The following is a 25,097-nucleotide window of genomic DNA, read 5'->3' on the forward strand; positions in this document are numbered from 1 at the left end:
GGACAGCGATGGCAAAAATATATTCAAAAATCAATACCGCCTCACAAGAATATAAAAATAATCAAGCAGCAATGCTGTCTCTCGTAGAAACATTGCAAAAAACAATTGCTGAAATTTCATTGGGGGGAGATGAAAAAGCACGTAATCGGCACTTGCAGCATGGTAAATTGTTGCCAAGAGACCGTTTGCGGCGATTGCTCGATCCGGGCAGTTTTTTTCTTGAATTCTCCCAACTGGCCGCTTATCAAGTTTATGATGATTACGTCCCGGCCGCGGGCATTATCACGGGTATCGGTAAAATTGCCGCTACCGAATGTGTCATTGTCATTAACGACGCTACCGTTAAAGGCGGAACTTACTATCCGCTCACAGTCAAAAAACATTTGCGGGCCCAGGAAATTGCGCTTGCCAACCGTTTGCCCTGCATTTATCTTGTAGATTCCGGCGGCGCCTATCTGCCAAGACAGGATGAAGTATTCCCGGATAAAGAACATTTTGGAAGAATATTTTATAATCAGGCTAATCTTTCAGCAAAGAATATCCCTCAGATCGCTGTGGTCATGGGTTCTTGTACTGCAGGCGGCGCTTATGTGCCAGCCATGGCTGATGAATCCATCATGGTCAGCAATCAGGCAACGATTTTTCTTGGCGGCCCGCCTTTAGTCAAAGCAGCCACAGGTGAAGTTATCAGCGCTGAGGAATTAGGCGGCGCTGATGTTCATTGCAGGCATTCAGGCGTTGCCGATCATTATGCAGAAAATGATGAGCATGCGCTGCACATGGCTCGTACGATTGTAGGCCACCTAAACCGCAAAAAAACTGAGCCTTTACCCAGAATTGAAAGCCGAGAGCCCGCCTATGATCCTTCGGAATTAAACGGCATTATTCCCACTGACTCGCGCAAGCCTTTCGACATCCGGGAAATTATAGCGCGGATTGTGGATGGATCTGAGTTTGATGAATTTAAGGCGCTGTATGGAACAACGCTGATTTGCGGTTTTGCTCATTTATACGGCTATCCCATAGGAATTATTGGCAATAATGGCATTCTGTTTAGTGAAAGCGCTTTAAAAGCAACTCATTTTATTGAGTTATGCTGCATGCGCAACATTCCCCTGCTTTTTCTGCAGAATATCACAGGCTTCATGGTTGGCAGTAAATACGAAGCAAGCGGTATCGCCAAACATGGCGCAAAGATGGTGACTGCTGTAGCCAATGCTAAAGTTCCGAAATTCACTGTAATTGTTGGAGGAAGCTTTGGTGCAGGTAACTACGCCATGTGCGGACGAGCCTATGATCCCCGTTTTTTGTGGTCTTGGCCAAACGCACGCATTTCGGTGATGGGCGGCGAACAAGCCGCTCATGTTTTAGCGCAGATTAACCGGGACAAGCATGCGAAAGAGGGAACCCAATGGCCAAGCGATGAAGAAGAGCGGTTTAAGCAAAAAATGCGCGCCCAATATGAAGCACAGGGCAATCCCTATTATGCCAGCGCCAGACTTTGGGATGATGGTGTGATAGCTCCTGAGGATACGCGCAAGGTTCTCGGCCTGAGTTTATCTGCTGCTTTAAATGCGCCCATTACAAGCACTCAATTCGGCATATTCAGAATGTGAGAATACAATCATGAACGATTTGCTATCTGAAATAAAAGACCGCTTGTTGTTAATCACTTTAAACCGCACACATAAAAACAATGCGTTTGATGACTCCCTGCTTGAGGCTTTAAACTCAATATTGCAAGAGGGCAATCAAAATCCTGAAGTACGAGCCATTGTATTAAAAGCAAACGGCCGCCATTTTTCTGCAGGAGCTGATTTAAACTGGATGCAGCGCATGGCGCAATTTACTGAAGAAGAAAACCTGGCTGATGCCACGCAGTTAGCCCAGGTGATGTATCAGTTGCATCACAGCCCAAAGCCGACCATCGCCATGGTGCAGGGATCTGCTTTTGGAGGGGGAGCGGGCCTGGTTGCGGCTTGTGATATTGCCATCGCCGCAAGCAACGCACGTTTTTGTTTTTCTGAAGTGAAGCTTGGATTAATTCCTGCTGTCATCAGTCCTTATGTTATCAATGCCATAGGACCCAAAGCTGCCAGATGGTTATTTATGAGCGCTGAAATTTTTGATGCTGAACGGGCCTTAAGCTTAAATTTAATACAGCACTGTGTGGAGGAAGAGTCACTGTTTTCGTTTACTCTTGACTACGCACAACGCATTGCGTCACTGGCTCCCAACGCGGTCAGTGAAGCCAAGTCTTTGGTCTCAAAAGTTTCATACTGTCCAATTGATGAGGAACTCATGCAGAAAACTGCAAAGCTGATTGCAAAGATTCGGGTTTCACCAGAGGGCCAGCACGGAATAAAAGCATTTTTAAATAAAGAAACACCAAACTGGGATTAGGGACTTTCATGTTTAACAAGATTCTCATTGCCAACCGTGGTGAAATTGCATGCCGCATCATCAAAACTGCAAAACGCCTGGGTATTGTAACAGCAGCTGTTTATTCAACAGCGGATCGAACCAGCCTGCATGTATTACAGGCAGATGAAGCTTACTGTATTGGCGGCCCGGCCTCCAGCGACAGTTACCTGAATATTAAAGCGATTATTGCAAAAGCCATAGAAGCTAAAGCCGAAGCTATCCATCCGGGCTATGGTTTTCTGTCAGAAAATCCCTCTTTTGCCCGCGCGTGTATTGACGCAGGCATCATATTTATTGGCCCTGGCGTTGATGCAATAGAGGCAATGGCTTCCAAACAAACAGCAAAGCGTCTCCTTGAAAAAACCAATGTTCCTCTAACCCCAGGCTACCACGGAAGCCAGCAATCTGAAGAATTGCTTCTTGAAGAAGCAAAAAAAATTGGTTTTCCCGTTTTGCTGAAAGCGGCTGCCGGCGGCGGCGGGCGAGGCATGCGGGCTGTTTTTGCTGAAAGCGAATTTCAAGAGGCGCTCAAGGGCGCTGCTCGTGAAGCCAAGGCAAGCTTTGCTGATGAAACCATGCTGATTGAGAAGTTAATCAACAATCCGCGTCATATTGAAGTTCAATTGATGGCAGACAGTCACGGCCAGGTAGTCCATCTTTTCGAACGAGACTGCTCCTTACAGCGCCGCCATCAGAAAATTATAGAAGAAGCGCCCGCACCGGGTATCTCCGAAAGCTTGCGAGAAAAACTGGCTGCAGCAGCCATTGAGGTGGCAAAGACCATTCACTATCTCGGCGCGGGCACGGTTGAATTTCTGGTGGATGATAACGAGCAGTTTTATTTCATGGAAATGAACACCAGGCTTCAGGTGGAGCATCCCGTAACAGAGATGATAACCGGACTGGACTTGGTTGAATGGCAATTGCGCATTGCGGCGGGAGAACCTTTGTCCTGCAGGCAAGAAGAAGTCAATTGTAACGGCCACGCCGTGGAGTGCAGAATTTATGCCGAAGATCCAAGCCAGGGATTTATGCCCTCCACTGGAGACATTCGTTTTCTCAAAGAGCCTGAAGCTTTTGGGGTGCGCATTGATACTGGTGTGCGGCAAGGCTCAAGCGTCAGCATGCATTATGATCCCATGATTGCAAAACTGATTACCTGGGGAAAAGATCGCGATGAGGCCATTTGGCGCCTTAAACATGCGCTTAAACAATATTATGTGGGCGGGGTTAAAACCAATATACCGTTTTTACAAAGCATCATTCAGCACCCAAAATTCAGCAGCGCAAATATTCGTACAGACTTTCTAGACCAGGAAAAAATCACGCTACCTGCAATTGATCAAGAAAGGCTAGTTCTGATGGCCTCTGTTACTGATTATTTAAACATGACCTCCCTTCAGGCTGCAGGGCTTGAAAAAGATACCTTTGCCTGGCAAATGCATCTAAAAAGCGAATGGCCTGTAAAATACAGGATTGAAAATAACCTGTTCACCGTGAGGATTCTGCCAATAACCCCTGCGCGCATGGGGCTTATTATTGATTCAAAAAAATTTGAGCTGGAAGCAAACTTAATAAAAAACAGGCTGCATGTGGATGATGGGAAACGAACCTATGATATTATAACTGAATGCCTGGGCGATGATTTTATTTTTTATACCGATGCAGGTCCAGTCAAGGTTTCTCGTTATCAGTGGGATCAACAGGATTTAAACAGCACCAGTATTGAGGCTCAGTTAACGGCACCGATGCCTGCGACTGTTGTTGCTGTATTAAAAAACAAGGGCGATAAAATTAAGGCAGGAGATCGCCTGATGGTGCTCGAAGCCATGAAAATGGAACATACGATTTATGCCCCAAAAGATGGCCTTCTTTTGGATATCTACTACGATGTTGGCTCTCAAGTCCGCGAAGGGGCAGAATTGGTCGCAATGGAAAGTGAACCTTCCTAATCCTGAATTCACTTTGATATTGAACAAGGACAATCATGAATTATCCAGCGCATGTGACTATCATCGAAGTTGGACCACGTGATGGTTTACAAAATGAATCGTCATTTGTGCCTACTGAAAAAAAAATAGAATTCATCAACCTCTTAAGCCAAAGCGGCTTGAATCACATTGAAATCACAAGCTTTGTTTCTCCAAAGGCCATCCCGCAGCTTTCAGATAATCTGGAAGTCGCCGAGGGCATCAATAAACCCGATGAGATTCATTTCTCGGCCCTGGTGCCCAATATGATTGGCATGGAGCAAGCCTTAAAGGCAGGCATGAAGGAAATTGCCATATTCACCGCAGCCAGTGAAACCTTCAATCAGCGTAACATCAACTGCTCGATTAACGAAAGCATTGACCGCTTTGAGCCTGTGGTAGAACTTGCCAGAAAAGAAAACATCAGGGTACGGGCTTATATTTCTTGCGTTCTTGGTTGTCCATATGAAGGTGAAATCACACCAAAACAAGTCACCCGGGTCACAAATCTACTGCTTCAATTGGGCGTAGATGAGATAAGCTTTGGCGATACTATAGGAGTTGGAACTCCCCTGCAAACAACGCAATTAATATCAGCGCTTGATTCTCTGTTGCCTGCATCAAAAATTGCCATGCACTTCCATGATACCTATGGCCAAGCTATTGCCAATATTTATGCAGCCCTGCTGTGCGGAATTCATCGATTTGATACCTCTGTTGCAGGCTTGGGCGGCTGCCCCTATGCGCTGGGGGCGACCGGAAATGTTGCAACAGAAGATGTCTTGTACCTCATGCACGGCCTTGATATTGATACCGGCGTAGATATTTACAAAGTGGTCACCGCCGGCGATATGATATGCAAAATACTCGGCCGCAAAAACCAGTCTCGCGTCGCTAACGCCCTATTGGCAAATCCCTGTTATTAGACTCGGTTGGGAGTTAATTTTGCCTGGTTATCTGCTTTTCCCGCGAAAGCGGAAATAACAAAAAATAGCACACCCTATCCAATGCTATCTTCAAAATTTGTTTGGGCGTGCAAAAACTTTGCTTCAGGACTATAATGCAGCGCAAAAAAACATCTGGAACAATGCGATGCCTATTCAAAAATTAACAGTCGGTTTGGTACAAGAGCGGTGGCATGAAGACCCGGTAGAACACAAAAAACATCTTACCGAAGGTATTGCATCTGCCGCAAGGCAAGGCGCAGAATTGGTCTGCCTGCAGGAATTGACGCTTTCACCATATTTTTGTAGCCGAAAAGATGTGGATGGCAAGCAATATATGGAAGAGCTTCATTCTGGCCCTACCGCGCAATTTGTATCAGCCTGTGCCCGCGAATACCAGGTCAATATCACCGCTTCCTTATATGAAAAAGCAGGTTTCAATACAGCCGTGGCTTTTAATCGGGACGGTAAACTCATCGCTTTTACCCGGAAACAACATATTCCTTCGGGCGAAAAATATCATGAAGATTATTATTTTAAACCGGGAGATTCAAATTATCCCATACACCAGATTGCCGGCCACCGCCTGGCTTTGCCTACGTGCTATGATCAATGGTTTCCAGAGCTTTCCCGCATATATGGCTTAAAAGGCGCTGAAATTATCGTTTATCCCACAGCGATTGGAGCTGAGCCAACAGCACCGGGATTTGACAGCCAACCCATGTGGCAAAAAGTCATGGTGGCACAGGGGATTATGGCTAATACATTTATTGTTGCGGTTAATCGAACAGGAACTGAAGATGGCCTGGAATTTTACGGCAGCAGTTTCATCAGCACGCCAATGGGGGAAATTTTAGCTGAAGCGCCAAGAGATGAGCCTGCGGTTCTTCTGGCTGAACTGGATTTAAACCAGCGGGATTTATGGGGTCGCTTATTTCCCTTTCCTGAGCAAAGGCAGCCCGCAACATATCAATATTTAATTGAATCGACTCAGGTTGCAGGATAATTAAGATGAACGTCAATGCTCTATCTGATCACAATTTATATAACATAGGCCATTGGGGAGAGGGATATTTCCGCATTAACCCCACAGGCCATATCGAAGTGAGTAAAAACAGCCTGGGAAAAGGCGTCGAGCTCAACAGGATTATCCATGCAGCAAGCCGCGCAGGGCTTCATCTTCCCCTGCTCATACGCTTTATCGATATTCTGCATGACAGGGTTGCCAGGGTGTATGAAGCCTTTTCTGAAGCTATTGCCGAAACCAACTATCAAGGCCGGTATCAACTCGTCTACCCCATTAAGGTCAATCAGGAACATTGCGTGGTTCGAGAATTGCTCAAAGCGCCGAATCACCATCTTGGCCTTGAAGCAGGCAGCAAACCCGAATTGATGGCTGTTTTGGGCTTACTGGGCGAGAAGCCTTCTACCATCATCTGCAACGGCTACAAAGACAAGTCATACATTGTAACAGCGCTGATTGCAGAAAAGATCGGGCATAAAGTTTTTATTGTGGTGGAAAAGCCCACAGAGCTTGACATTATCCTTCGCGAATCACAAAGACTGGCTGTCAAGCCCAGAATCGGCGTACGGATCCGCTTAAGCACCACAGGTGCCGGCAAATGGGAGAACACGGGCGGCGCAAAATCCAAATTTGGGCTCAACGCGGATCAAGTGCTTGATTTGATAAAAAAATTAAAATCAAACCAGGTTCTTGATTGCCTGCAATTGATGCATTGTCATCTCGGTTCGCAAATCGCAAATATTCAGGATATTCGAAACTGCATGCAGGAAGTAGCTCGTTATTATGTCGAGTTGCGCCATTTGAATGCTCCAATTGCAACAATTGATATCGGCGGCGGATTAAGCGTCGATTATGAAGGAACGCGCTCAAACACAGGCTGCTCCATGAATTACAGCCTCAAGGAATATGCTGCCCATGTGCTTTCAGCCGTCAGCGATCTATGTCACGATTCCGGCCTTCCCCATCCAGATATCATTTCCGAGTCCGGACGCGCCTTGACCGCCCATCATGCGGTGCTCATTACCAATATCACAGAAGTTGAACGCATCACGCAATCAGCATTGCCTGTCATTGAGCCCAATGATTCAAGAATCATTCATGATTTATGGCAAACGTATCTTGCAGCAAAAGAAACATCACCTTCCGAGAGTTATCATTATGCTGCCTATGCTCTTGATGAAGCACAATCCATGTTTAAACATGGCGTTATCAGCTTAAGTGAAAAAGCCAAGGTCGAGCAACTGTATAATGCAGTTTGCCTTACTGTCAGAGAGAGGCTGGATGAAAATAACCCAGGTGATCGTGAGTTAATCGATGTCATTAACGAACATTTGGCAGCCAAGGTATTTTGCAATATTTCATTTTTTCAATCCCTGCCCGATGCCTGGGCTATTGGCCAGATTTTCCCTGTAGCCCCTATTTCTCACTTGTCAGATAATCTGGACATGCACGGTATCTTGCAAGATCTAACCTGCGATTCAGATGGTACGTTAAAACAATATACGGGAAGCAGTTCAATCAATAAAACGCTTCTTCTTCCCGAATACCAGGCTGAAAATCCCTATGCGCTCGGATTTTTTCTGGTTGGCGCCTACCAGGAAGTATTGGGCAATTTGCATAACTTATTTGGCGATACCAATTCATTGGATGTCAAGCTCAATGAAAACGGCAGTTTTGAAATGACAGATCTGGTCAGCGGTGATACCGTAGCCAATGTGCTGGGCTATGCCCATTTTGATACAAAAAAATTACTGCAGTCCTATGAAAAGCAATTAAATAACAGTGAATTGGAAGAAGATAGAATTCATTTTTACTTAAATGAATTGCGCAGCATTTTCACCCAGCTCACTTATCTGGATGGAAATGCATCAAAATCGCAGCTTTCCCAGGACATACAAAACAGGAAACAATTATGACGCCAAAACAATCCGGGTTCAGTATGCCGGCTGAATGGCATCCTCATGCAGGCTGCTGGATGGCATGGCCATGCCATCAGCCTACCTGGGAACAGATTGGCCTTCAAAGAGCCAGAAATGCCTATGCCAATATTGCCAAGGCAATCGCCCAATTTGAACCCGTCACCATGCTGGTTAATCCTTTGGATATGAATATTGCCGCTCAAATGTGCGGTGATGACATCCAATTACAAGTTCAGCCTATCAATGACTCCTGGCTGCGTGATACCGGCCCTACTTTTTTATTAGATACTGAGGGAAAGCTTGCAGGCGTTGACTGGATTCATAATGCCTGGGGTGAAAATTATAAAGACTATGCACTTGATAACCAAATCGCTTCCATGATCATCAACAAAACAGGAGCCCGGTACTTTCATGCCCCACTTGTGATGGAAGGCGGTTCGTTTCATGTGGATGGTGAAGGAACCGTTTTAACCACCCGTGAATGCCTGTTGAATAAAAACCGGAATCCACACCTTAGCCAAAAAGACATTGAACAGTATTTAAAAGATTTCCTGGGTGCAGAAAAAATCATCTGGCTCAATAAAGGGCTGGTCGGTGACGAAACAGATGGGCATGTTGACGAAATTGCCTGTTTTATCGCGCCCGGGAAGGTGCTTGCCCTTGTTTCTCATGATCCAGAGGATGAAAATTATGAAATTCTTCAGGAGAACCTTGGGATTTTAGAGAACGCGACGGATGCCAACGGTCATCCACTTGAAATTTTTACTGTAGAGTTACCTCCTGCAACCTATCTTAATGGAGAACGCTTAACTTTGTCCTATATTAATTTTTATCATGCCAACAAGGGAATTATTATGCCGTCTTTCGGCCATGCCCTGCATGATAAAGCTGCCTATGATCTATTTATTAAATTATTCCCGGATTATAAGATAATACAGGTCAATGCGCTTGATATATTCGCAGGCGGCGGAGGCATACACTGCATAACACAACAGCAACCGCTTCACAAAGACTGAACCGCCCCCACGCGGTTCTGCAGGTTTCTGCTCCCAATCGATTACAAAAGGATGGATTCGATGAACAATACTTTAGTATGGCAACCTAAAGATCCCAAGGCAACCAGGATGTGGCGTTTTTTACGCTTTGTGGAGGAGATTCATCAGCAGGATTTTGCCAACTATCAGGATCTGCATGGCTGGTCAATAAAAAATCCAGCTTTATTCTGGCAATCGATCCAGTCTTTTTTCCATCTGACATTCGACTCGCCGCCTAAACAGATCCTGAACGATTATCAACATATGCTTGAAGCCAGATGGTTTGAAGGCGCGACCTTGAACTATGCTGAAAAGGCATTATCCAGAAAAGATGATCATCCTGCCCTGATAAGCATTATGGAGAATGGAAGCCGCAAGATGCTAACCTACCGGGAATTGTATCTTGCCGTTTCTGCCTGTGCGGAAGGGCTTAAATCACTTGGCATAAAAAGCGGCGATCGGGTGGCCGCGATTCTGCCGAACGTTGCTTATACAGTGATTGCCTTTTTGGCAACCGCCTCCATAGGCGCCATCTGGTCATCCTGCTCTCCAGATTTTGGAGTCCATGCGGCAGCAGATCGGCTGGGGCAAATAGAACCCAAACTGTTACTGATTTCTGATGGGCATCAGTATCATGAAAAAATTCATGATGATTTGGAAAAAGCAAAACAAATTTTAAAACTGATACCTTCTGTAGAACATCTTATTGTATGTCCCATACTGCACCAGTCGCCGGATTTAGCCTCTATCCCCAAGGCAATGCTCTGGGATGATTTTATAACACCCAAAGAAAAGCTTGATTTTGTATCTCTGCCATTTTCTCACCCGCTGTATATCCTTTTTTCATCAGGCACTACCGGCAAGCCCAAATGCATCATACACGGCGCAGGAGGAGTTCTCTTGCAGCATCTTAAGGAACTTGGTTTACATACAGACATAGGCGCTCATGATAATTTATTTTTTTACACGACCTGTGGCTGGATGATGTGGAACTGGATGGTGTCAATTCTGGCGCTTGGAGGAACCTTAACCTTATATGAAGGCTCCCCTTTATTTCCCGATGCTTTGAGGCTGTTTCAACTCATTGAAGAAGAAAAAATCACGGTTTTTGGAACCAGCGCCAAGTTTATCTCAAGCGTTGAAAAGAATAATGTCTCGCCAAGGCAAAAATTTCAACTTGGCAGTTTGCGCTGCCTGCTCTCTACAGGCTCTCCCCTGTTGCCTAAAAATTATGATTTTGTCTATCAGCATATTAAAGAAGATATACAGCTTTCCTCGATCTCGGGCGGCACAGACATTGTTTCCTGCTTTGCTCTTGGAAATCCCGTTTTGCCCGTTTACCGGGGAGAACTGCAATGTTTGGGTTTGGGTATGGATGTTAAAGTATTTGACGAAGACGGAAACCCTGTCGAGCAGCAACGTGGAGAATTAGTCTGTACGCAACCATTTCCGACCATGCCGCTTGGGTTTTGGAATGATCCGGAGAATAGGAACTATAAAAATGCCTATTTTGAGCGCTTTCCTGGCGTATGGGCCCACGGAGATTATGCTGAAATCACAAGGCATCATGGATTAATTATTTATGGGCGCTCTGATGCGGTGCTCAATCCTGGCGGAGTGAGAATCGGCACTGCAGAAATTTATCGGCAAGTAGAAAAAATCCCGCAAGTGCTGGATAGCGTGGTCATTGGCCAAAACTGGCAAGACGATGTCCGGATCGTTTTGTTCGTTAAGCTGCAGCCTGGCTTAACCTTGACGGATGAACTGTCCAAGACGATTTGCCAAACGATACGCAATAATGCCTCTCCCCGCCATGTGCCTGCGAAAATTCTGCAAGTGGAAGATATACCCCATACCATTAACAATAAAGTCGTGGAACTGGCTGTACGCCAGGTTGTTCATGGGGAAGAAGTAAAAAACACAAGTTCAATTGCCAATCCGGAAGCGCTTTTATACTTCAAAAACCGCAAAGAATTGCAGACATAAATTCAGGGCAGTAAAGACAGAAGCATACCGCTTTGAGTGGAGAATAGAATATTATGCCGGGCTAATTCAATTATTTTGTGTCATTCCAGCTTTTGCGAAAATGATGCAAAACAAGCATGATGCAGCCAAAGCATGATTTTACCCTGAAAGTCTCATACCAAGGTTGTGAATTATCACCATTTCTGTATAATCCATTTAGCGCCGATTTGAACTCTCAGCTTGCGGGCGCTCAATAATTGATGTCGATTATTGAAAAACGGCTAAAGCGGGCTCGATCTTCCCTCTCTAGCGTTCCCGCCTGCTGCCAACCTGGTATCAAAATGATTGAATTACATGGCATAACAAAATCCTATACCCATCACCGCGCATTGGATAATGTAACCCTGTTTATCCAGGAAGGAGAAATTTTTGGCATTATTGGCAGAAGCGGCGCGGGGAAGTCAACTCTTTTGCGATGCATGAATCTCCTTGAACGCCCTGAACAGGGAAGCGTGATCGTTGATCAAGTCAGCCTCACTGAACTTAACTCGGCCGGCCTTCGCCAAGCTCGCCATAAAATGGCCATGATTTTTCAGCAGTTTAATTTACTCAACGCGAAAACAGTATATGACAATATCGCCTTGCCGATGCGCATCCAGGGCATCAGCGAAGAAGCCATTCAAAAGCGGATTGAGGAATTATTGCCTCTGGTCGAGCTCGAAGATAAAGCCCAGGCATACCCTGCACAGTTAAGCGGCGGGCAAAAGCAGCGGGTTGCCATTGCCCGGGCATTGAGCTGCTCACCCAAAATACTCTTATGTGATGAAGCAACATCAGCCCTTGATCCTGAAACCACTGACGCTATTTTGACATTATTAAAAAAAATCAATCAGTTATATGGCATTACTATTGTATTAATTACTCATGAAATGGATGTGGTAAAACGAATTTGCCACCGTCTGGCTGTGATGGACAAAGGCAAAATTGTTGAAACTACAGCTATTGCCAACGTATTTAAAGACAAGCAGAGCATTGCCCGCAGCATGTTATACGCGCAATTGAGCCCCGAGCTGCCGCTGTGCCTCAGTTCCCGGATAAGCGACCAACCCAATCAGTCTCCGCTTGTTCGACTCTTTTTTGAGGGCGAAGGGGCAACTGTGCCTTTTATCAGCCAAACCAGCCGCGAATTAAATATTGATATCAATATTCTGCTTGCCAATATCGACCGGTTCGATACAGTAACCTGCGGGGTATTGGTTGCAGAACTCTCGGCAGGTGAAGAACTGTTGCAAAAGTTCATCAGACGTTGTGAGGAATCCAACTTAACCATAGAGGTATTAGGCTACATGACTTGAAATTATACCACCATTGAAACTGAGCTCTCCCAATCGCTTTATGGAGTAACTATGTCACAGGCTTTACTGTATGATTTTCTAATTGCAACCGGCGAAACCTTGTATATGGTCGCAGTCAGTACAGGCTTTGCCGTCTTGTTAGGGCTGCCGCTTGGAACCTTGTTATACAGCAGCGCAAAAGTCAAACCCAACCCAGTCATTAACCGCATTATAGCCTGGATTATCAATATCAGCCGCTCAATCCCTTTTATCATTTTGCTGGTTGCTTTAATCCCGTTCACACGATTTCTAGTCGGCACTTCAATTGGGCTTCATGCGGCTATCGTACCGCTCACCATTGGAGCTACACCTTTTTTTGCCCGCTTAGTGGATAATGTTTATCAAGGCTTACCTTCGGGATTAATTGAAACAGGATACTCAATGGGAGCAAACAGCTGGCAAATGATACGCCATATCTTGATTCCTGAAGCTTTTCCAGCTTTAATTCAAGCTGTTACTGTAACGGCCATTACCCTTGTTAATTACTCTGCAATGGCCGGAACTGTTGGCGGCGGCGGGCTTGGGGATTTGGCAATTCGCTATGGCTATCAACGGTTTAATACAACCATCATGCTGGCTACAGTTGCGGTTCTGGTTTTGATAGTTCAGTTATTACAAATGACAGGCGATCGCCTTGCAATGCGCTTTACTCACCATTAGTTAATTCAGGAGAGAATGAATGCGGATTTTTACTCTTATCACACTTATTTTGGGCTTGGCCGCCTGCGGCAAGCCGTCACCTGATACCGTGACTATAGGTACCATTGCGGGACCTGAAACTGAGCTGGTAGAAGTAGCCCAGAAAATTGCCAAGGATAAATATGGTCTTACTGTAAAAATTGTCGAGTTCAGCGATTACAATCTGCCCAATGAAGCCTTGCAGGATGGCAGCCTTGATGCCAATGTTTACCAACACCTTCCTTATCTCGAAGCAGCCCGAAAAGCGCACGGCTATGAATTGGAAGTCATCGGCAGAACCTTTATATACCCTACAGGCATTTACTCCAAAAAGTATAAATCACTCGCGCAATTGCCTGAAAAGGCGCTAATTGCCCTGCCGAATGACCCAAGTAATGAAACACGTGCGCTTTTGCTGCTTCAGAAAGCAGGATTAATAACCTTAAAAGAAAATGGCAACGCGAGCGCTCAGGACATTGTTAAAAATCCTAAAAACTTGCGCTTTAAAGAATTGGATGCGGCACAGCTTCCTCGCGCGCTCAACGACGTGGATGCGGCTGTCATCAATACCAATTTTGCTATTCCTGCCGGATTAAACCCTGCCCAAGATGCATTGTTTAGCGAAAGTAAGGACTCTCCATATGCCAATATCATTGTCATGCGCAAAAACAGCCCAAAGAAAGCACAACTTGAATTATTTGTTAAGGCGATGAATTCCCCTGAAGTAAGAAAAAAGGCCAAGGAACTATTTGGTGACGCTGCCGTCCCGGCCTGGTAGAAACATCATCAAATTATTCGGGTTGGTTTAGATGCGAATATTGCTTCTAATAAGGCTCTATTCTGACTTGAAATACAGATTCCTGGCTTTGCGGGAGTGGCGGAAATATCGCATGAGTATGATCAAAGTGAGTTTTTTAAGCTTCTCTATCCAGCAGACTTAATTTTTGCTTAATCTATTCATGTTATACTTATTTTAGTTAAAAACTCAATTAGGTGATTTTTATGCTTCCGATAGTAGCTGCTCTCGGTATTTATGGCGGATCTCATCTGGCCAAACAACTTAAAGACTATCTTCAGGCCAAGGTGGCTGGAAAGCCCGGGCTTCAGCCTGAAGATCAAGAAAAATTACTGCAGAAATTTGCCGACAGCATAGGCGTTACAAAGGGGTACAGTGCCGCAGAAGCATTCAACACCCTGGCCAAAAACCATGTCAACTCACTGGCAAAACTAGCTGAGCTTGAAAAAGCGGACACCGATAAAAAAGATGAAAAAGACGGGAAAGATGAGAAGGAAAAGAAGGATAAAAAAGAAGTAAAAAAAGGTGAGTTCACTCAAATCCATGAAAAATTAGAAGAGAAGATCAAAGCTAATGATGAGAACGCCAAGAAGGTTAAACAAGCATTAGAAGATGCACTTGCGCTCAGTGAACCAACGCAAAAAGCTCAAAAAGAATACAGTGAGAGCATCGCTGCCGTCAATGACATGATTAAAGATCAGAAGGTTTCAGTTGATCAGGCAGCGCTCGCAAGCTACCTGCAGGAAGCGAAAAGTAAAGCCGTAACGGCCATCAAGGAACAGCATGGACATGAGCTGGAAAAATTAAAAGAGAAATTTGAAGACGCTGGTTTTAAAGAATCACTGAAAAACAGCCTTGAGTATGATGATGAGCAATTGAAGGCTTTACAAGAAAAAATGATCAATTCCATCACCGAATCACAAAAGAAAGAGCTTGAGGCATTTGAAAAAAGCTCAAACGATGCCATCAACAATATGCATCTTGCTGCTCAACAAGAGCGGGACAAAATAGCCTTTATTGCTTTGCAATATGAAAAAAACAAGGCCGTTCGGGATTATATCAATGGCCTGCAGCCAGGAGAAGGCAACGTTGAAATTCAGCAACTTGCCGATGCAAAAAAAATATCCCTAAAAGGCATTAAAGTTGAAGACTTGCCTACTATCGAAACCATCACTGGCCGTAAAATTCAGTATGATAAAGCCAGTAATACCTTTACGATGGATTTGCCCAACCGTTATTTTAATAAACCCTCTAACCTCTTCTACCATAGCAAATGGCGTTCTGCGCGCAAGGCTGACATGATGTCATTGGCCCAGGCTGTTAAGGCTTGTGGTTATGGAGCGATTACCATGACCATAACGCATAATGATCCGGAACATGTGGAAACATTGGCCAAAGAAGCCTATGCCGCCTGCCTTGAGTCTGGATTTCCACCAGATAAAATCAGAATCAATGCAACGATTTCCATTATCAACGAAGAAGGTAAAAAAGTACCGAAAAACTTGAAAGACCTGAAAGGGGATGAGTTGACAGACATATTATTTAAGAATGATAAATCTACACTTAAAAGTATTCAGGCGCAAGCGGAGGCTAATAACCAGTTTCGAAAACAAATCAGTGACAAAGGCAAAGAACAAAAACCCACTGCAAAAAACATGGAATCATTTAGAGAAACCCTGGATAAATATCGCAAAACAGAAGAAGCAGAAAAACAAAAACCTGTTCAGCAACCAACGCAGAAGCTGAATATGTAAAATTGCTCCCATAACCTGGATTAAGCATATTCATAATCCAGGTTATCCATGGCTCACGCCGCCAAAAAATATTTTTCTCCTGATTACTATTTTTTTAGACTTTTATTATCGATTAGAATATGGTATTTTCTTAGAGCTCGAAGAGCTACGCCAAGGAAATCAATCAGGCTGCAAAGGAGAATGAACCCATGAGCGCTCGTACATTTGAGGAATTCGAATCAGGCGTTGATGAAATAACGGACTTTCAGGAACCACCCCATTATTCTAATCTCTCTACCAAACTGGAAAGAAGAAGACGCATAGAAGAGCTTGAGGAAGAAAAGCGTCTTCGCGAAGAACTGGAAGAATTTTAAAGCGTCATATGTTGGTTTAGATAAAAGATCATTGCCTCTTTTTGCTCTATTCATCTGGACTTTGCGCTCAGCGCAGCATGAATGAAGCTTAAGGTGCGTCTTCACGGGACGCACAATCATCAATTAGCATGCAGGGCGATTAATTTTTTTCAAATAAATATCAAATCGAACCGTTTTGCCTGATATGGAAGCATCAGCTTTTAATAAAGGCTTTGAGCGTTGCGGCCATTTAACGACTACCCTTTGCTTCATTCTTTGTAACGCTGCTTGCAGCAGCTCCAGGGCGTCGACATCAGCACCCAAAAGAGACTGCAGTGCTTGCATATTCTTTTTGACCAGGGCTGATTTTTGCCGGACAGGGTGCATGGGATCGATATATATCACATCAGGGTATTGCTCTGTTGCAAGTGAATTCAAGTATTCTTTTGCGTCGCCGTGGATTAGGGACAGCGATTTTTTCAAAGGCGAAGACTCATCCAAGCGTCCCAGCGCATCTTGCAACATAGCAGCCATGACAGGATTTCGTTCTATCATACATACCTCGGCGCCAAATGATGCCAATATTGCCGCATCTCTTCCCCATCCTGCGGTAGCGTCAATAATTTTTATGCCCGGCAAAGGCTTGCATGCCCGCACGATACCCTGGTTTTTACCTGCCGCGCGTCTGTCTTGCCAGGCTTCCTGGCTAAAATCAGCATAAAGGGGAGCAAAGCCTGGCATTAACAAAGCAAGCCTATCGCCTTTCACTTCAAGGCGAGGCAAAGCCTCCGCATCTAGAGGCAGATTTAATTGCTGTGCAAGCTTGAATGCCCTGTCTTGCAATGCAAGGGTTTCATAGCCAACCGCAAGTTTTCTACTGTTCATGTATAGAAGTCAATAGGGATATATCCGCAATGCTTTGCAGCAAGTCGCGTAAGTTTGCCAAAAGGCAAAGGCGGTTTGCCTTTAGGGCAGGATCATCCACCATAACCATAACTTGCTCAAAAAAAGCATCAACTGGATTTCGCAAGTCTGCGAGTCGCTTTAGCATACGAATATAATCTCCTTGCCTGTACAAGGGTTTAATGTCTTCAGACAATCTCTTCATCTCGCCGTATAATGTTTTTTCCGCAGGCTCCTTCAGCATTTTTTCATCGACAAGAGTTTGCGACTCACAATATGAAGCCTGGTTTAATATATTATTCACACGCTTAGATGCCTGGGATAAGCTGGAAGCCTCAGGTAAATCGATAAACTTCAACAGCGCTTTAATACGCTTGTCAACATCATATAACCAATCATCTTCCCTCGCTCTGACCGCTTGAACGATATCCGCGCTGATTCCCTGCTTTTGATAAAATGACTGCATCCGTTCCAGAATAAATGGCTTCAACTCGTCGAGAACGCCAGAAACATTTTTTAATTGTTTCTGATAGGTATGCAAAGAACTGGTGATCAGGGTCGATAAATTAAGTGCTGCCGGCGTGTTAGCCAGTATGCGTACCACCGCTAAGGCATGGCGGCGCAATTTAAAAGGATCCTTAACCCCGGTTGGTTTTTTGCCTATTGCAAAAATACCTGCCAATGTATCTATCCTGTCAGCCAAAGATAAGGCAACACCCAAATCAGTTTGAGGCAGTTCGTCACTGGCAAACCGCGGCATGTATTGTTCCTTTAACGCCAGAGCGACAGCAGGGTCTTCTTCATCATGTAAAGCATAATGATACCCCATAATGCCTTGCAACTCAGGAAACTCGCCAACCATACCAGTCATCAGGTCGCATTTACTCAATAAGGCTGCGCGCAGGCATTGCTGTAAATTGAGGTGCAAAGGTTCTGCCAAATGCTCCATCAACACCTGGATTCGTAAGGATTTATCTTGCAAGGTACCAAGCCTTGACTCAAAAATAACATTTGCTGTGGGCAAATAGCGGCTCTCCAGGCGTTGTTTCTTATCCTGACGGAAAAAGAAAGCAGCATCGCTTAAACGGGCGCGCATCACTTTTTCATTGCCTTCTACCACCTGCTGGGGGCAGGTGCTTTTAATGTTGGCAACTGTAATAAAATGAGGTACAAGCTGATTTTCTTTATCCTTAAGCGCAAAACATTTCTGATGGACCTGCATGGCAGCAATCAATGCTTCAGAAGGAACCTCAAGAAATTCAGGATCAAAATCAGCCAGTAATGCATTGGGCCATTCAACAATAGATGTGACTTCATCGAGGAGCTCATCGGGCATTACAGGCGATAAACCATGTTGTTTGGCAAGCTCTTGAACCTGTTCTGCCACCTGCTCCCGTCGAGCTTTAAAATCGGCAAGAACAAACGCTTTTTGCAAGCCTGATTCGTAGTCAGCAGGTTTTTCAATTCGGATGGCTTGGGGGTGATGAAAACGATGCCCATATGTGAATCGATCAGTATTTACGCCTAACACCTCTGCCGATATCACTTCGCTGCCAAGGAGTAAAACTGCCCAATGAACAGGCCTTGCAAATTCATCATCCCCGCTACCCCAGCGCATTGCCCTTGTTAATGGCAAGCGGGCGACTGACTCTTTTACCATTTCAGGAAGCAATTCCTGTAGCCTTGCGCCAGGCTTAATTGATTCATATCCCCACCATTCGCCTTTATCGGTGGTTATCTTAATTAATTCATTTACACCTACGCCCAGGGATTTCGCAAACCCTATTAATGCGGGCGTAGGCTCGCCTTCGGCGTTGATGCCCGCCGCATATGCCGGACCCCGGCGGGATATTGTTTGGCTGGACTGTATCAACTCAACATCTTCGATAATCACAGCCAGGCGGCGAGGCGTTGCAAAAGGCCTGAATTGACCATATTTAAGCCCTGCCTGCTCCAAACATTGAGTTAAATTTTCAGTCAAAGCGTCTGCAAGCGGCTTCACGGATGCTGATGGCAATTCCTCTGTTCCTAATTCAAACAATAAATCACTTTTCATGGCTCACCTTTAGCATAGGGAATCCAAGCGCTTCGCGCACCTGATAATAAGTTTCTGCGACAAGGCGCGACAATTGCCTGACACGTAAAATATAACGCTGGCGTTCGGTGACCGAAATGGCGTGCCTCGCGTCAAGGAGGTTAAAGGCATGAGAAGCCTTCATAACCATTTCATAGGCAGGAAGAGGCAATTGGAGTGCTACGAGTTTTTGGGCTTCTTTTTCAAAATAATCAAATTGTTGGAACAAAAATTCTACATTGGCCTGTTCAAAATTATAAGCAGACATTTCCACTTCATTTTGATGAAACACATCGCCGTAAGTCACAGTACCAAAGGCTGTGGTGCACCAGGGTAAATCATACACATTATCAACCCCTAATATGTACATGGCCAGGCGCTCAAGGCCGTAAGTCAACTCTCCCATCACCGGTTTACAAGGCAAGCCGCCAACTTGCTGAAAATAAGTAAATTGGGTTACTTCCATCCCATTTTGCCAAACTTCCCACCCAAGGCCCCAGGCGCCAAGCGTTGGTGACTCCCAGTTATCTTCTACAAAACGAATATCATCAGCCAGCGGATCTATCCCTAAGGCACAAAGGGATGCAAGATATTTTTCCTGGATATCCAGTGGCGAAGGTTTTAAAACAACCTGAAATTGATAATAATGCTGCAGACGGTTCGGATTCTCACCGTAGCGACCGTCAGTTGGGCGCCTGGACGGCTGTACATAGGCAGCAAACCAGGGCTCTGGGCCAATCGCCCGCAAAAAAGTTGCCGGATGGAAGGTACCTGCGCCTACTTCCATATCCAGGGGCTGCAAGGCAACGCACCCCTCTGATGCCCAAAATTGCTGTAATGTTAGGATGATATCCTGAAATGTGGCGGGTTTGTTCATGTAAATCTCATACTGCTAGATAAAAATTTGTATCGTTGCCCCGAATTAGTCCAGAAATCCTAATCCTTGGGATTGTAACAGATGTTTGATCAACCTCGGATTATGGGATAGCCGAATCCAAGCTACAACTTCGGCAGCCGCTTGTAGCCCGGATTAGACCCAAAGCCGTAACCCGGGAAATTGAAACCTATCTCAGATTAAACAACGCCTAAATACAAGATTATTATGGCAAGGCAAAATAATCTTTACTGCCCAACCTGCTTTATCATTTCCTGCAGGGTCTCTTCAGATGCAGCCCCGGGGATAAAAGCAGGTTCGCTGTCTTTTTTAAATTCACCGTTAGGGGTAGCTGCAACGATAAAAGCAGGCGTACCCATTAAATGCATCTTTTCTGCAAGCTGCCGGTTTTGCTCCAGCGCGGTTTTAACTTGTTCACCGGACATGTCTTTTTTTAGTTTGTTTACATCAAGCCCCACGGATTTGGCTGTATCCATAATGATGGTTTCATTCAAACGCTTATCAAGGCTCAGCAATGCATCGTGCATTTGTTGGTATTTGCCTTGCAAGGCCGCAGCTAATGCGGCTTTCGATGCCAGCTCAGACGATTTGCCAAAAATTGGAAATTCTTTGTAGATCACACGAAGATTCTTATCTTTTTTCAGCAGTTCGCTAATCACTGGCTTCATTTTTTTACAATGGATGCACTGATAATCAAAAAACTCTACCAAAGTCACATTGCCTTTTGGATTGCCGGCAACCGCGAGATTTTCTTTGAATAACTGGTCGGCATTTTGCCTAATGGCATCTCTTGCCTGTTCTTGCATATTCTGCTGCTGTTTCTGCTGTAAAGCCTGAGAAGCTTCAATCAGCACTTCCGGATTATTAACCAGGTAATCGTGCACAATCTGCTCAACTTCCTTTTTCTGCTCAGCGGAAAAATTCGTTGCCGCGAATACCGGCGATAAAGATATTGCTGTAAACGCACTCACAATAACCAAAGGTTTTAATTTCACGCCTGTCCCCTTATTTTAGGTTTAAGTTTTCCAATCAACGAACCCTAGCACCAGCTCACAGGAAATTCAAGATGAAATTTCATTTGAACGCCGGCAAATCATCCTGATGCTGGAAAATGACGGGGTTCTGTGAAGGCTTTGCCTTCATGAGGGCATAACACTCGACAGATCCCGGATCAGGTTAAATTTGCGTAGGCAAGGACAAGCCATTTACTGCCGTGTCCGGCAAAATGAACCTGCACGCGGGTATGCGCGCCGCTGCCTTCCACGGCCAAAACTGTACCCTGGCCAAATTTGGCATGAGACACGGTTTGCCCAAGCCTAAAGCCAGCTGCGGCTACTGCCGTTGGCATTCCAAAAGAGGATTTTTGGGCTTTTGGCGAATGAAATTGCGCCTTCGGCCGGATTTCATCTAAAAATTCTTCGGGTATTTCGCGTAAAAAACGCGATGGTCTGTGATACTCTTCGCGACCATATTGGCGGCGAATTTCCGCATAGGTTAAAAAAAGCTTTTCCATGGCGCGCGTCATTCCGACGTAGCACAGCCTGCGCTCTTCTTCAAGACGATTTGGTTCATCTACTGACTGCTTGCTGGGGAATAATCCCTCTTCCATGCCTGCTAAAAATACCACCGGGAATTCAAGACCCTTTGCCGCATGCAATGTCATCAACTGCACACAAGGCTCATAAGCATCAGCCTGCATCTCGCCCGCCTCGAGAGATGCGTGCGCTAAAAAAGAAGTCAGGGTTGAGCGCCCTTCCTCCATATCCTGTTCATAGCGGAATTGCTTGGCTGCATTAATCAATTCCTGAAGGTTATCTAACTTCGATTCCGACCGGTCACTTTTGCTTTTAGCAAAATAGGTATATAACCCGCTCTCGTTGATGACCTTGGTGATTTGCTCATCCAGTTCATCATGAGCGGTTTTGGACTGCAAATTTTGAATTAATTCAATAAAACCCTGCAAAGCATTGCCTGCACGCTGGGCAAGATGTCCCTGCTCCAGAGCAGAAAGCGCTGCCTGCCATAAAGAGCATTGCTTCTCCCTTGCCTGGATACGAAGCTCATCCATAGTCTTTTCACCAATGCCTCGGGTTGGAAAATTCACTACCCGCTCAAATGACGCATCATCATGGGGGTTTGCCAATAAACGCAGATAAGCGAGCGCATCTTTAATTTCAGCACGTTCAAAAAATCGTACTCCCCCATATATACGGTAGGCTGTCCCTGAACGCAAAAGTGCTTCTTCAAGCAAACGCGATTGGGCATTGGAACGGTATAAAATTGCAATATGATCCGGGCTGCGCCCCGCGCTTATTTCCTTAGCGATCCGCTCGCTGATAAAACGGGCTTCTTCCAGTTCGTTAAATGCGCTGTATAAGACAATCTTTTCTCCCTGAGCGCCCGCTGTCCACAGGTTTTTTCCCATACGGGCCTGATTATTCTCAATTAATGAGTTGGCCGCCATTAAAATAGTCGCAGTGGAACGGTAGTTCTGCTCAAGCCGAATGATCTCAGCGCACTTGAAATCCCGCGTGAATCGCTGAATATTTTCAATTTTTGCGCCCCGCCACCCGTAGATGGATTGGTCATCGTCGCCTACTGCCATCACTGACGTATTCTCACCCGCCAGCAAACGAACCCAGGCATATTGAATTGAATTGGTATCCTGAAACTCATCAACTAAAATCGCTTGAAACCGCTCCTGGTAATGGTGAAGCAACTCGGGATTATCGCGCAACAACTCGTGGCATGAGAGCAAGAGTTCTGCAAAATCAATCACGCCCGCAGCCTTGCAGGCTGATTCATAGGCCTTGTAAATTTTTAGCAGCGTACGGCTTGGGCCGTACGGCAGAGGATTAACATGGTGCGCTCTAAGACCCTCATCTTTTTTCTGATTAATAAATATCTGGGCCTGCTTCACAGGCCATGCTTCAGGATCAAGGTTTAGGGTATTGATGACACGTTTGATGAGTCTTGCCTGATCTTCGCTGTCAAGAATATAAAATTGCTCGGGCAATCCCGCTGTTTCGTAGTGCCTTCGCAAAAAGCGGTGGCATAATCCATGAAAAGTTCCTACCCATAAACCGGCTACCGGAGTAGAAAGGAGGTTTCCCAAGCGCGCTTTCATTTCTTGCGCTGCCTTGTTGGTGAACGTTACTGCCAATATGGCGTGGGGAGAAATTGATTCTTTTTCAATCAGCCAGGCAATGCGATTCACCAGAACACGCGTTTTGCCGCTGCCTGCACCGGCCAGTACCAAAGAGTTACCCAAAGGCGCTGTGACCGCGAGGCATTGTTGTTCATTAAGACCATCCAACCAACTTGTCATTATTCTTCCAAAAGCTTACATTAACATCAATGAGGTGCATTATTATAAATTTAGCAGCCAATTACAAAGTAATTCCAGTGCGGTACGAAGTCGCAGGCAACCCGTACTTTGAAGATAACAAACCAATTTCGAGCCTATTATGCATACATTATTTCCGGCTATAAAACCTTATAAATGCCATAAATTACCCGTTGATGAACCCCATCTATTATACCTTGAAGAAACAGGGAACCCCAAAGGACTCCCCGTTATTGTCTTGCATCCAGGACCTGGAGCCGGCGGCGATACTCATCTTCGCCGCTATTTTGACCCGGAGCATTACCGCATTATTATTTTCGACCAGCGCGGATGCGGCCGTTCAACCCCCCATTGCGAAATCCGCAACAACAGCACACAACATCTGTTGGAAGACATTGAAACCATTCGCGAGTACCTTGGTTTGGATCGCTTTGTCTTATCAGGCGGAGGCTGGGGATCCCTGTTGGCGTTATTATATGCCGAGCATTATCCGCAATATGTCAAGGCATTGCTGTTGCATCAGATTTTTCTGGGGCGAAAAGAGGATATAGACTGGTTTTACAAGCATGGCGCCAGTAAGGTTTACCCCGATCACTGGCAGGCATTCCTAAACATTGCCTCCAGGGAAGAACAGAAATCAATTCTTCAATATTACTATCATTGCCTTCAGGGAAATAATGAAATTGCCCGAATGGCCGCGGCAAAAAACTGGGCTTTATGGCAAGCTCATTGCAGCAGCATCCAGCCGCATCTGAATGTACTTGATCAATACAGCGATCCACATTTTGCCCTTTCCCTTGCGACACTGGAATCCTACTATATCCAGCACCATTATTTTATCGAAGACAATCAGGTTCTGGCTGATATCCATAAAATCCGTCATATCCCAACCTATCTGATTCACGGCCGCTATGATATGGTCTGTCCGCTGACTGGGGCCTGGGCCTTGAATGAAGCACACCCTTCCTCAAACTTGTATATCGTCCGCGATGCCGGCCACTCTGATAGGGAAGCAGGCATCATTGATGCGATTATTTTGGCCAGTAACGAGATTCTCCGTCAGGATTTGACTGCATGTTAACTGTTTTACAACGAGTCAGGCATGCGCATATTTCCGTCAATGACGAAGAAATCGCGCGCATTAACCAGGGGATTTTGCTGTTATGCGGCTTTGAAAAAGAGGATAACGAGCAAACGCTGCAAAAAATGCTTGATAAATGCCTGCATTACCGGATATTTAGCGATCAACATGACAAGATGAACTTAAGCCTTACAGATATCAACGGCGATTTGCTTCTTGTACCGCAATTTACCCTGGTTGCAGAGACCAGCCGGGGTTTAAGGCCCAGTTTTTCAAATGGCGCATCTCCCGAGAAAGGCCGCATTTTATTTGAAAAGCTCACATCCCTTGCCCGAAAAGTTTATCCAAAGAGCGTTTTTGGCCGTTTCGCAGCAGACATGCAAATCACGCTTTGCAACGATGGCCCTGTTACATTTATTCTAAAATTTGAGGCTCTGTGAGATTTCGCTTGCTGGAGGGCAGAAAACCCAACAGAGCCCTGCGAAACCTGGCAAGCCAAGTTTTCAACAGGATAATTGTGGTGTAATATGAAAAGCTTAACCCAAAGATTAAAGAACAATAAAA

At 45.2% G+C, this 25,097-nt stretch carries 20 protein-coding genes; 15 read left to right on the forward strand and 5 right to left on the reverse strand.

All coding sequences use genetic code 11. The features are described 5' to 3' along the window. The first annotated feature begins 8 nt into the window (after positions 1-8). The 13 genes from Llon_RS01725 to Llon_RS11585 all read left to right on the forward strand — a co-directional run bounded on the left by Llon_RS01725 (position 9) and on the right by Llon_RS11585 (position 16,255). Complete coding sequence (locus tag Llon_RS01725) at positions 9-1,616, forward strand: carboxyl transferase domain-containing protein (protein ID WP_058528351.1); 1,608 nt, start codon at positions 9-11, stop codon at positions 1,614-1,616. 10 nt (positions 1,617-1,626) lie between these two features. Further along, positions 1,627-2,403, forward strand: a complete 777-nt coding sequence (locus Llon_RS01730; RefSeq protein WP_058528352.1) for an enoyl-CoA hydratase-related protein — start codon at positions 1,627-1,629, stop codon at positions 2,401-2,403. A gap of 8 nt (positions 2,404-2,411) precedes the next feature. Further along, on the forward strand, positions 2,412-4,376 hold the full coding sequence (locus Llon_RS01735) for an acetyl/propionyl/methylcrotonyl-CoA carboxylase subunit alpha (protein ID WP_058528353.1): 1,965 nt from the start codon (positions 2,412-2,414) through the stop codon (positions 4,374-4,376). A 35-nt stretch (positions 4,377-4,411) separates the two neighbouring features. Beyond that, positions 4,412-5,320: a hydroxymethylglutaryl-CoA lyase gene (locus Llon_RS01740; protein ID WP_058528354.1), complete on the forward strand. Its 909-nt coding sequence runs from the start codon at positions 4,412-4,414 to the stop codon at positions 5,318-5,320. Between the two features lie 166 nt (positions 5,321-5,486). Continuing rightward, entirely contained in the window at positions 5,487-6,344 is an 858-nt protein-coding gene (locus tag Llon_RS01745; RefSeq protein WP_058528395.1) for a carbon-nitrogen hydrolase, read from the forward strand. Between the two features lie 5 nt (positions 6,345-6,349). Then, entirely contained in the window at positions 6,350-8,278 is a 1,929-nt protein-coding gene (gene speA / locus Llon_RS01750; RefSeq protein WP_058528355.1) for a biosynthetic arginine decarboxylase, read from the forward strand. Beyond that, the gene (locus tag Llon_RS01755; protein WP_058528356.1) at positions 8,275-9,297 is read left to right on the forward strand and encodes an agmatine deiminase family protein; all 1,023 of its coding nucleotides are present in this window, start codon (positions 8,275-8,277) and stop codon (positions 9,295-9,297) included. The genes speA and Llon_RS01755 overlap by 4 nt, the downstream gene beginning before the upstream one ends. Positions 9,298-9,357: 60 nt before the next feature. Continuing rightward, positions 9,358-11,301, forward strand: a complete 1,944-nt coding sequence (locus Llon_RS01760; protein WP_058528357.1) for an acetoacetate--CoA ligase — start codon at positions 9,358-9,360, stop codon at positions 11,299-11,301. Between the two features lie 320 nt (positions 11,302-11,621). Then, positions 11,622-12,635 (forward strand): methionine ABC transporter ATP-binding protein, encoded by a 1,014-nt coding sequence (locus Llon_RS01765; RefSeq protein WP_058528358.1) that lies wholly within the window; start codon positions 11,622-11,624, stop codon positions 12,633-12,635. A 51-nt stretch (positions 12,636-12,686) separates the two neighbouring features. Next, positions 12,687-13,334, forward strand: coding sequence for a methionine ABC transporter permease (locus Llon_RS01770; RefSeq protein WP_058528359.1), 648 nt, complete (start codon positions 12,687-12,689; stop codon positions 13,332-13,334). A 19-nt stretch (positions 13,335-13,353) separates the two neighbouring features. After that, positions 13,354-14,130 (forward strand): MetQ/NlpA family ABC transporter substrate-binding protein, encoded by a 777-nt coding sequence (locus Llon_RS01775; protein ID WP_058528360.1) that lies wholly within the window; start codon positions 13,354-13,356, stop codon positions 14,128-14,130. Positions 14,131-14,354: 224 nt separating this feature from the next. Further along, the gene (locus Llon_RS01780) at positions 14,355-15,902 is read left to right on the forward strand and encodes a hypothetical protein (RefSeq protein WP_058528361.1); all 1,548 of its coding nucleotides are present in this window, start codon (positions 14,355-14,357) and stop codon (positions 15,900-15,902) included. A 188-nt stretch (positions 15,903-16,090) separates the two neighbouring features. Then, on the forward strand, positions 16,091-16,255 hold the full coding sequence (locus Llon_RS11585; RefSeq protein ID WP_165474510.1) for a PA3496 family putative envelope integrity protein: 165 nt from the start codon (positions 16,091-16,093) through the stop codon (positions 16,253-16,255). 123 nt (positions 16,256-16,378) lie between these two features. Here Llon_RS11585 and Llon_RS01785 read toward each other — a convergent pair whose 3' ends face one another. From Llon_RS01785 to uvrD, 5 genes are all read right to left on the reverse strand, one after another. Continuing rightward, entirely contained in the window at positions 16,379-17,119 is a 741-nt protein-coding gene (locus Llon_RS01785) for a class I SAM-dependent methyltransferase (protein WP_058528362.1), read from the reverse strand. Then, on the reverse strand, positions 17,109-19,193 hold the full coding sequence (gene glyS, locus Llon_RS01790; protein WP_058528363.1) for a glycine--tRNA ligase subunit beta: 2,085 nt from the start codon (positions 19,191-19,193) through the stop codon (positions 17,109-17,111). The genes Llon_RS01785 and glyS overlap by 11 nt, the downstream gene beginning before the upstream one ends. Beyond that, complete coding sequence (gene glyQ / locus Llon_RS01795; protein WP_058528364.1) at positions 19,183-20,088, reverse strand: glycine--tRNA ligase subunit alpha; 906 nt, start codon at positions 20,086-20,088, stop codon at positions 19,183-19,185. The genes glyS and glyQ overlap by 11 nt, the downstream gene beginning before the upstream one ends. A gap of 245 nt (positions 20,089-20,333) precedes the next feature. After that, positions 20,334-21,101, reverse strand: a complete 768-nt coding sequence (locus Llon_RS01800) for a DsbA family protein (RefSeq protein WP_083503232.1) — start codon at positions 21,099-21,101, stop codon at positions 20,334-20,336. A gap of 176 nt (positions 21,102-21,277) precedes the next feature. Beyond that, the gene (gene uvrD, locus Llon_RS01805) at positions 21,278-23,434 is read right to left on the reverse strand and encodes a DNA helicase II (RefSeq protein ID WP_058528365.1); all 2,157 of its coding nucleotides are present in this window, start codon (positions 23,432-23,434) and stop codon (positions 21,278-21,280) included. A gap of 139 nt (positions 23,435-23,573) precedes the next feature. Between uvrD and pip the strand changes: the two genes are divergently transcribed. Then, entirely contained in the window at positions 23,574-24,533 is a 960-nt protein-coding gene (pip, locus tag Llon_RS01810; RefSeq protein WP_058528366.1) for a prolyl aminopeptidase, read from the forward strand. After that, a complete protein-coding gene (gene dtd / locus Llon_RS01815) occupies positions 24,527-24,973 on the forward strand; it encodes a D-aminoacyl-tRNA deacylase (protein ID WP_058528367.1) in 447 nt (148 codons plus the stop codon). The genes pip and dtd overlap by 7 nt, the downstream gene beginning before the upstream one ends. Positions 24,974-25,097 lie beyond the last annotated feature (124 nt).

The sequence above is a fragment of the Legionella londiniensis genome (assembly GCF_001467825.1).
GTDB classification, from domain to species: domain Bacteria; phylum Pseudomonadota; class Gammaproteobacteria; order Legionellales; family Legionellaceae; genus Legionella_A; species Legionella_A londiniensis.